The 7,665-nt window shown below is 50.9% G+C and carries 12 protein-coding genes, 1 tRNA gene and 1 pseudogene; 10 read left to right on the top strand and 4 right to left on the bottom strand.

Translation table 11 applies throughout. The annotated features are described in order from the left end of the window. The first annotated feature begins 203 nt into the window (after positions 1-203). From I5W_RS23780 to I5W_RS31660, 9 genes are all read left to right on the top strand, one after another. On the top strand, positions 204-575 hold the full coding sequence (locus I5W_RS23780) for a hypothetical protein (RefSeq protein WP_044531104.1): 372 nt from the start codon (positions 204-206) through the stop codon (positions 573-575). Positions 576-640: 65 nt separating this feature from the next. After that, positions 641-1,249 carry a hypothetical protein gene (locus tag I5W_RS31675; RefSeq protein WP_148289191.1) on the top strand — a complete coding sequence of 203 codons (609 nt, stop codon included), beginning with the start codon at positions 641-643 and terminating at the stop codon, positions 1,247-1,249. A gap of 90 nt (positions 1,250-1,339) precedes the next feature. Next, positions 1,340-1,711 carry a hypothetical protein gene (locus tag I5W_RS23770; protein ID WP_044531102.1) on the top strand — a complete coding sequence of 124 codons (372 nt, stop codon included), beginning with the start codon at positions 1,340-1,342 and terminating at the stop codon, positions 1,709-1,711. A gap of 53 nt (positions 1,712-1,764) precedes the next feature. Continuing rightward, positions 1,765-1,995: a hypothetical protein gene (locus tag I5W_RS31670; protein WP_148289190.1), complete on the top strand. Its 231-nt coding sequence runs from the start codon at positions 1,765-1,767 to the stop codon at positions 1,993-1,995. 36 nt (positions 1,996-2,031) lie between these two features. Next, positions 2,032-2,466 carry a hypothetical protein gene (locus I5W_RS30495; RefSeq protein ID WP_083893620.1) on the top strand — a complete coding sequence of 145 codons (435 nt, stop codon included), beginning with the start codon at positions 2,032-2,034 and terminating at the stop codon, positions 2,464-2,466. Between the two features lie 50 nt (positions 2,467-2,516). Then, a complete protein-coding gene (locus tag I5W_RS31665; protein ID WP_148289189.1) occupies positions 2,517-3,047 on the top strand; it encodes a hypothetical protein in 531 nt (176 codons plus the stop codon). A gap of 501 nt (positions 3,048-3,548) precedes the next feature. Continuing rightward, entirely contained in the window at positions 3,549-3,863 is a 315-nt protein-coding gene (locus I5W_RS23765) for a hypothetical protein (RefSeq protein ID WP_148289188.1), read from the top strand. 85 nt (positions 3,864-3,948) lie between these two features. Further along, complete coding sequence (locus I5W_RS23760; RefSeq protein WP_050010719.1) at positions 3,949-4,359, top strand: ribonuclease E inhibitor RraB; 411 nt, start codon at positions 3,949-3,951, stop codon at positions 4,357-4,359. Positions 4,360-4,585: 226 nt separating this feature from the next. Beyond that, a complete protein-coding gene (locus I5W_RS31660) occupies positions 4,586-5,002 on the top strand; it encodes a hypothetical protein (RefSeq protein ID WP_148289187.1) in 417 nt (138 codons plus the stop codon). A 188-nt stretch (positions 5,003-5,190) separates the two neighbouring features. Here the strand turns inward: I5W_RS31660 and I5W_RS23755 are convergent. The 4 genes from I5W_RS23755 to I5W_RS23740 all read right to left on the bottom strand — a co-directional run bounded on the left by I5W_RS23755 (position 5,191) and on the right by I5W_RS23740 (position 7,248). Next, a tRNA-Thr gene (locus tag I5W_RS23755) sits at positions 5,191-5,266 on the bottom strand. 24 nt (positions 5,267-5,290) lie between these two features. Continuing rightward, positions 5,291-5,779: a ClpXP protease specificity-enhancing factor gene (locus tag I5W_RS23750; protein ID WP_044531100.1), complete on the bottom strand. Its 489-nt coding sequence runs from the start codon at positions 5,777-5,779 to the stop codon at positions 5,291-5,293. A gap of 120 nt (positions 5,780-5,899) precedes the next feature. Further along, positions 5,900-6,511: a glutathione S-transferase N-terminal domain-containing protein gene (locus tag I5W_RS23745; protein ID WP_017453790.1), complete on the bottom strand. Its 612-nt coding sequence runs from the start codon at positions 6,509-6,511 to the stop codon at positions 5,900-5,902. Positions 6,512-6,609: 98 nt separating this feature from the next. Further along, positions 6,610-7,248, bottom strand: coding sequence for a cytochrome c1 (locus I5W_RS23740; protein ID WP_083893621.1), 639 nt, complete (start codon positions 7,246-7,248; stop codon positions 6,610-6,612). Between I5W_RS23740 and I5W_RS23735 the strand changes: the two are divergent. Then, a pseudogene (locus I5W_RS23735) lies at positions 7,226-7,651 on the top strand (ABC transporter permease); the annotation flags it as partial. The gene I5W_RS23740 and the pseudogene I5W_RS23735 sit on opposite strands and share 23 nt — an antisense overlap. Positions 7,652-7,665: the final 14 nt, after the last annotated feature.

The raw sequence follows: 7,665 nt of genomic DNA, 5'->3' as shown, positions 1-7,665 counted from the left end.
GTTTTGCGCAAGACGCAAAGCTTTCAGCGCTGTCATCTTGGCTGCAACTCTCTGACAATGAGGAAGCTTTCTGCAGCGCTTACTATCAACACTTTGATAAGTCATGCGTAGAACTCAAAGGCTATTGCGAGCGGACTAGGGCTTGAGTAGGCATCTAACGGCCAGAAGCGGACCTAATGAAACTGACAAGAAGGTAATGAGGAATGCCTAATAGCTTGAGCGCAGCGAGAGAATGGCTTGATCTCGTGAAGGAGCAGGAAGTACCCGAGCGAGAAATCGTTTTCGCCCAAATTAACGCCGGGAGCATCGTCGCCCTATGCGATTGTGGCTGCCATGGATTTGACTTCCATGTCCCGCGCAATGAACTGACACGTCCCTTGAAGTCGAAATCAACACCGTTCTGCGAATTGGGGTTCGAGTCCAATTTTGGAGGTGGAAGTGCAATTCTCCTGTTTGCTGATGCAGATAGCTATTTGTCCCGCTTTGATGTTACGTACGGCTCCGAGAATGGCGAAGCAATGCCAGAGGGTATTGAAGCAATCAAGTTAAAGCACGTTTGGTCTTGCAAGAACTAATAGACGTCCGCTTCCGACCAGTAGCGGTCCGATACAAAACCATTGATGGCTTAAAAAACGACGCAATGAGCAATCCGTACAATACTCTTCGAAATATTTGTCTTGCTGCCGTTACGATGTTGGTAGTGACCGGCTGTCTGCCGGTCAAGGAAACATATTTCGAACCTTCGGGATCAGGTATCGTCGCTCGTAAAGGATTCTGCAACGGCCGATACGGAGCACCTCAAATCGCGAGCCTAGACCTTGACGCTTTTCGCATCGGGGTTACGCTTAGCTATAACGGACTTAGAGAAATGAATCCAGCAGCATCCGATTCAATATTTCTCAGGTTATCAATGACAATCCCGGAAAACATGTCTCTTACAATTGATCCGGACTTAATACGTGTAAAAACCCTGGACGGACAGGCACTCGTGCGTCTGTCTCAACCGCTAGCCATATTGGTATCGAGTTATCCAGCAAAATTACAGCCTCAAAAAGTATTGAGAAAGACGACTTTCAGTAGCCTTGCGAAGAAGCAGGACTTTTCGTTACTGATCGAATACGCCTCACGTGGCTTTTCCGATTTCTCGGTTTATCCCTCAGAGATAGAGTGGAACGGGAAAAAATATATTCTTCCCGAAATAAATTTCAAAAAGAAAACGTATTTCGAAATGTTGATGTTGAACTGCTGAAGATTATTTTATTGATTTTTTCATGTATCAGCAGAGGTCCGCAACCGGCCAGAAGCGGACCTAATGAAACTGACAAGAAGGTAATGAGGAATGCCTAATAGCTTGAGCGCAGCGAGAGAATGGCTTGATCTCGTGAAGGAGCAGGAAGTACCCGAGCGAGAAATCGTTTTCGCCCAAATTAACGCCGGGAGCATCGTCGCCCTATGCGATTGTGGCTGCCATGGATTTGACTTCCATGTCCCGCGCAATGAGCTGACACGTCCCTTGAAGTCGAAATCAACACCGTTCTGCGAATTGGGGTTCGAGTCCAATTTTGGAGGTGGAATTGCAATTCTCCTGTTTGCTGATGCAGATGGCTATTTGTCCCGCTTTGATGTTACGTACGGCTCCGAGAATGGCGAAGCAATGCCAGAGGGTATTGAAGCAATCAAGTTAAAGCACGTTTGGTCTTGCAAGAACTAATAGACGTCCGCTTCCTGCCAAGAGCAGCCCTCCACTAATCTTTGCAACATAATATGAAAACTGATCTGAACGACACTGAATTCGACCAAGTGATCTCGCTTCGGGATGCATATCGTTGCATGGAAGCGTTTACTGCGGCCTATGTGGCACGTGGTGATGGCGCGGTTTCAGAGTTCTTAGATTTCTATGTGAGTAGCGCTGCTGATGGACTCGCTCAGCATTCTGACGCGCCAAGAGATTTTCTGAGTGCGCTGGCTTCGATACGTGTTGCTGACCGCAGCTGACAGTCAGGAATAGACATCGATCCCCATGAGATAAACATGAATGATCTTTTTCGGATAGAACAAGGAAGTGAGGCCGTAGTCGGTCATTGCGACACGTGCGGGCACGAAACAAAGACGTTTCGGGGATTTGGTTATGACGGCGACGGAGCATTTGCAGTGTATGCATGTACCTTTACCGGGTCACTTCCTGAGAATTGCGGTGCCATGGCGATAAGCATTCGAGGCTGGGGCGATGGTGCTGATACGATTGCAAAGGAGTGTGTAGCCCTGAGTGGGCGAGTCATCAATGGCGGCCCAGGATGTCGGGTTTTAGATGCACCTGGATCACGCTGGGCACACGAGGGAATATTGGGCCGGATGCTATTGCGCGAGGACGCACTTAGTTCTGGTCGTGCGAAAGAAGCCTTTTCCGTTTCTGATTTTGTTTGGATGAACGATCCTCGACTATCACTGGCGCTTAACAACGTCTGAACGGTGTCCGTAATCGGCCAGGAACAGTCGTTCGCTATTAAGGAGTAAATTTGATTTCCAATCGCCGTCTCCTCAACGTGCCTCGTCATCGGCAAATAGAACTGGGCGAGACGTTTAGATGGCTTCACAGCCTTAATAGGGATGAAAAGCGTCCAGACGTTCAAGTTATTTCGGTTTCTGTCTTCGATCACTGGCTCTCACGAGAAGATGCCTGCAAGCTGTTAGAAAACATTCCTATCGAAGAACAAAAGCGTCGAAACGGACTTCTTGACACATTTTGCAAAACGATGATTTCCAATACTGAAGTTTTATCGTTTGCCATGCGAGGCCGCAGCAAAGACCACGCAGTATTTCGAGCGTTTAAATCAAAGGAAGTGTTGGCCGGCTACTGCAAACCAAACGGTGGAAAAACCTTTAAACATCGGAACTTCCATGTGGTGCTACCGGAACTGAGCTGCGCATTTTACGAAAGCTGGGATGATACTTATCATTTCTTTTTTACGTCGCCTGGGATAGAGAGGGTGGCCCAAGATTGGGCTGCGGCGAGCGGTGTCTACATCTTAGTTCACACTCGAAAATAGTCCGATTTCAGTGGCTGCATAAAATCACGAGAAAACAGGCCGCTTCGCAAAAAAAGTGCGTTGCGAAGCAAAATAAAAAGGCTCTCCAGTCGGAGAGCCTTTTAAATACTGGTGCTGGCTGCAGGACTTGAACCCGCCACCCCCTGATTACAAGTCCGGCGCGAATCTCAATTATATCAAAGACTTAGCTCATTTTTTGCTTCGCAATCAAGAAAATTAGCGCCTCGCAAGCCCTTATTGGGCGCCGGTCGCTCGACGATTGCGAAGCGGAATTTTCATTGCCAGATACGAATGTTTGCTACAGTTGCCGATGTCCGCAATCGGCCAAATGCGGACATTTATCTCATAGTCACAGAGAGTAAAGAACGTGAAATATGTTGACGTTTTTCTCGATAGAATCGAGCACAACGGAATTATTGTTGTCACTAACAATGCAGAAGACTTTCCGCTTGGATTACCGGATGCTACTTACCTACCAAAGGTCTTTTTCTATCATTCCCAATGAAGCTTGTTGATGCGATCTTCCTCTCGGCACAGATGCCGGAAAATTCAGTCGTATGTGCTCGTGAACCATTTCATCAAAGTAGTGAGGCTGTGATAGTACAGATGGAAAGTAACGGGGGGATTCCTGCGCACGTCAAGCAAGACGGCTATGTTTATTTTCTCGAAACGGACGGCGTAGTCGAGTTGCTGGAAATGATGAGCAAGAAGCGCAGTTCAAGAATAACGAAGGCTGAGTTCGTTTGTTATTACGCCTCTCATGATGCGTATCCGGCCTTCTACGACGATTTGACAGATATTGTCAGCGATAGGTAGTCCGCTATGGGCCAGGAGCCGACGTCTAAAAGAGAAGTAAGCGTATGTCCCCCAGAAGAAGCATCGATTAATCAAGAAATCTTTTATGAAAAATATTGTTATCACAATACTCATGGCGCTCTCACTGACATCGGCGCTGGCGGAGGAATGTGAGACACGAAACGACAATATCTCCCTTGAAAAGATCCAAGGGATGTTTGGCCAAATAAAGAACCAGGCAAAATGGGATATGTCAGCTCCCTTGGTATGGGGTTACTTTTTCGTCGATCCTAGTCAGTCAAAGTTATCTGAACTTTCAAACTACCTTGGTACCAACGGCTACAACATGGTCGAGCTCTTTTTCAACGGGAAGAGTTTCACTTTGCATGTTGAAAAGAGTGAAGTACACACTCCGGAGTCTCTAAATCAGAGAAATACTGATTTTTCCGCTTTGGCAAAGCAAAGGTGCATCAGAAGTTACGATGGTTTTGATGTCGGCGCCCCGAAAAAAAGCTAAGCAAGCACTTATTGAAATCCAGCTGCTCCGCAAAATACTGTTTTGTGGAGAAAAATGGCCTGCATCACTGCAAGCCGCTTCGGTACTGGCGCAGATGGGTGGAATAGAACTGGCGATCTCTTGCTTACAGGTTTGCTACAGTTCCCGATGTCCGCAATCGGCCAGAAGCGGCCATCCAATATCCTCTTAGCCAGCCATTTTTTGGCATTATCGAACCGAGCTTCAAATGAAAACAAAACGCTTCAAAGCACGTTCCTTTTTAGCGATCGATGGCGTTGCGCCGAATTCCGATATTTCATCCGTCACTCTTAATGATCAAGGCGACCTCGTGGTCATTCTTGCTTGCTCCAGAAGCCAAAATACCGTCAGTGGCCTTAGAATTTCCTTTCCCCCACCCATAGAAGGATTCCGCCTTTTGGACGAATTGGCTTTACATCGCTACATACGTTCCGAAGAATTTCCTCATGGCAGCCATCTCATCGAGGTGCTCGAAGGCGGCTGGTTATCGGAAGAGTGTGAGCTCCAAGAATTAGAGCTTGAAATGCGTGAATGGATGGTGGTTTCAGGCAATGGATGTTTGAGTGTCTTTTGCTCTGGGGTTCCCCAATGCTCTAAAATCAACTGGGAGTTTAGGAAAGACTGACCGCAATCGGCCAGAAGCGGACGTAGTCAGAAAAAAATAGCCCAATTAATTTGGGCTATTTTTTGCGAGTAAAAATCATCCGATTTCAGTGACTGCATAAAATCACCAAAAAACAGGCCGCTTCGCAAAAAAAAGCGCGTTGCGAAGCAAAATAAAAAGGCTCTCCGGTCGGAGAGCCTTTTAGATACTGGTGCTGGCTGCAGGACTTGAACCCGCCACCCCCTGATTACAAGTCAGGTGCTCTACCAGATGAGCTAAGCCAGCAAAACTTCAGCCGGCGATTATAGCCTACTTGATGCGGGTCAGTACAGGACGACCACCCTTTTTCGGTGGTTCTGGATCGTCATCGCCTTTGTCGCTGCCTTCGGCAGGCTTCTTTTCCGGCTCGGAGACAGGCACCGATGACAGGACCGGCGCGCTGCTTTCCTGCTCAGGCGCCTGCTCTGCCTCTGCGGCGGTGGCCGGTGTCGGCGCTTCGAAGGCCATGCCCTGGCCGTTCTCACGGGCATAGATGGCGATCACATTTTCCACAGGAATCAGGATATCGCGCGACACGCCACCAAAACGGGCGCTGAAATGGATGTTGTCGTTCTCCATCTTCAAGCCGCTGGTGGCCTCGAAGCTGATGTTGAGGACGATTTCGCCATTCTTGACGAATTGCATCGGCACCCGCGTGCGGCTGTCGACGACCACCGCAATGTGCGGCGTGTAGCCATTGTCGGTGCACCATTCGTAGATGGCGCGCAGCAAATAAGGCTTGGTGGAGACTTCTGGCATGACTGGTGTGGTGTGCGATGCGCCGGTAAGAACCGCATCTGCCGGCAAGGCCGGGGTGGAAAGCAATATGAACTTCTGTGAACTGCACCGCCGCCTGAGCGGCAGTGCAGCCGGACCAGCTTAACGGCGCATGACCTTTTCGGACGGGGTCAGCGCTTCGATGTAGGCCGGACGCGAGAAGATGCGTTCGGCATACTTCATCAGCGGAGCGGCGGTCTTCGACAGCTCGATGCCATAGTGATCCAGGCGCCACAGCAGCGGCGCCAGGGCCACGTCCAGCATGGAGAACTCGTCGCCCAGCATGTACTTGTTCTTCAGGAACAGCGGTGCCAACTGGGTCAGGCGGTCACGGATCTCGTGACGGGCCTTTTCCTGGTTCTTCTCGGCCGCCTTGGACTTTTCATTTTCCAGGGTGTGCACGTGGACGAACAGTTCCTTCTCGAAGTTGAACAGCATCAGGCGAGCACGGGCGCGCATGAGCGGGTCGGCCGGCATCAGTTGCGGGTGCGGGAAACGCTCATCGATGTATTCATTGATGATGTTCGATTCATACAGCACCAGATCACGCTCCACCAGGATGGGTACCTGGCCATACGGGTTCATGACCGAGATGTCTTCCGGCTTGTTGAACAGGTCAACGTCGCGGATCTCGAAATCCATGCCCTTTTCGAACAGGACAAGGCGGCAACGTTGCGAAAATGGGCAGGTCGTGCCCGAGTAGAGAACCATCATTTTTTCAGAGCCCTAAAAACAAAAGGGGGGCGAGACGCATAACGCTCACCCCGATACGCAATTCCGCAAAAACTGCGCGGATACGTGATTGTACGTTTTTACTTGATGTTCTTCCAATAGGACGCGTTCAAACGCCACGCCAATACCGAGAAGAGACCCAGGAACAACAGCACCCAGACACCCAGCCGCTTGCGCGTATTCTGCGCCGGCTCGCCCATCCATTGCAAATAAGCAACGAGATCGGCGACATTGTTGTCATATTCCGCCGTGCTCATCTTGCCAGGCTTGACTTGTTCGAAGCCGGCAAACTTGTGGATGGTCTTGTTCGCGTCATGAGGATCCTTCTCGTCGACGAACTTGGCTTTGCGAATACCTTGCAATTCCCACAACACATGCGGCATCCCAACGTTGGGGAAGAGCATGTTATTCCAGCCGGTGGGACGAGTGTCGTCCGTATAATAACTGCGCAGGTAGGTATAAATCCAGTCCGGACCACTGCCCGCTTCCGATGCGCGGGCGCGGGCGATCACCGACAGGTCGGGCGGTGTGGCACCGAACCAGGCCTTGGCATCTTGCGGCGTCATCGAGATCTTCATCAGATCGCCGACCTTTTCCCCGGAAAACATCAGGTTTTCCTTGATCTGCTCTTCGGTCGGCGCGTCACCGCAAGCGCCCATGCATTCGCCTTCCATCAGCGTGAACTGACCATCGGCCGTGATCGCCTTTGGCCTGGGCATGGCCTCCAAGGTGGCGCTGGCGGTGGTGATGGTGTTCTTCGTGGTGTTCGCCAATGCCTTCCAGGGCGTGCGCGAGGCTGACCGCTACATGATCGCCAATGCTCAGATCCTGGGCGCCTCGCGCCGCCAGGTGACCATGGCCGTGGTGATCCCCTCGGCGCTGTCGTGGATCCTGGCCAGCCTGCACGTGAGTTTCGGCTTTGCGCTGGTGGGCGCGGTGGTGGGTGAATTCCTGGGGTCCAAGCAGGGCATCGGCCTGCTGATCTCGACCGCCCAGGGCGCCTTCAATGCCAGCGGCGTGTTTGCCGCCATGATCGTGCTGGCGGTGGTGGCGCTGGCGGCGGACTGGTTGTTGCACGCGCTGGAGCGACGTCTGTTGAAGTGGCGTCCGCAGGCCTTCTGATGGGCTCGCGTTAA

This window comes from Herbaspirillum sp. B65 (genome assembly GCF_000333555.1).
Lineage (GTDB): Bacteria > Pseudomonadota > Gammaproteobacteria > Burkholderiales > Burkholderiaceae_D > Herbaspirillum > Herbaspirillum rubrisubalbicans.
The sequence above is the reverse complement of the archived record's forward strand: the minus strand, read 5'-3'. Positions and strand labels throughout refer to the sequence as shown.

Coding starts and splice junctions, on each gene's coding strand:
- I5W_RS23780 (WP_044531104.1), top strand. CDS start 204: ATGCCTAATAGCTTGAGCGCAGCGAGAGAATGGCTTGATCTCGTGAAG.
- I5W_RS31675 (WP_148289191.1), top strand. CDS start 641: ATGAGCAATCCGTACAATACTCTTCGAAATATTTGTCTTGCTGCCGTT.
- I5W_RS23770 (WP_044531102.1), top strand. CDS start 1,340: ATGCCTAATAGCTTGAGCGCAGCGAGAGAATGGCTTGATCTCGTGAAG.
- I5W_RS31670 (WP_148289190.1), top strand. CDS start 1,765: ATGAAAACTGATCTGAACGACACTGAATTCGACCAAGTGATCTCGCTT.
- I5W_RS30495 (WP_083893620.1), top strand. CDS start 2,032: ATGAATGATCTTTTTCGGATAGAACAAGGAAGTGAGGCCGTAGTCGGT.
- I5W_RS23765 (WP_148289188.1), top strand. CDS start 3,549: ATGAAGCTTGTTGATGCGATCTTCCTCTCGGCACAGATGCCGGAAAAT.
- I5W_RS23760 (WP_050010719.1), top strand. CDS start 3,949: ATGAAAAATATTGTTATCACAATACTCATGGCGCTCTCACTGACATCG.
- I5W_RS31660 (WP_148289187.1), top strand. CDS start 4,586: ATGAAAACAAAACGCTTCAAAGCACGTTCCTTTTTAGCGATCGATGGC.
- I5W_RS23750 (WP_044531100.1), bottom strand. CDS start 5,779: ATGCCAGAAGTCTCCACCAAGCCTTATTTGCTGCGCGCCATCTACGAA.
- I5W_RS23745 (WP_017453790.1), bottom strand. CDS start 6,511: ATGATGGTTCTCTACTCGGGCACGACCTGCCCATTTTCGCAACGTTGC.
- I5W_RS23740 (WP_083893621.1), bottom strand. CDS start 7,248: ATGCCCAGGCCAAAGGCGATCACGGCCGATGGTCAGTTCACGCTGATG.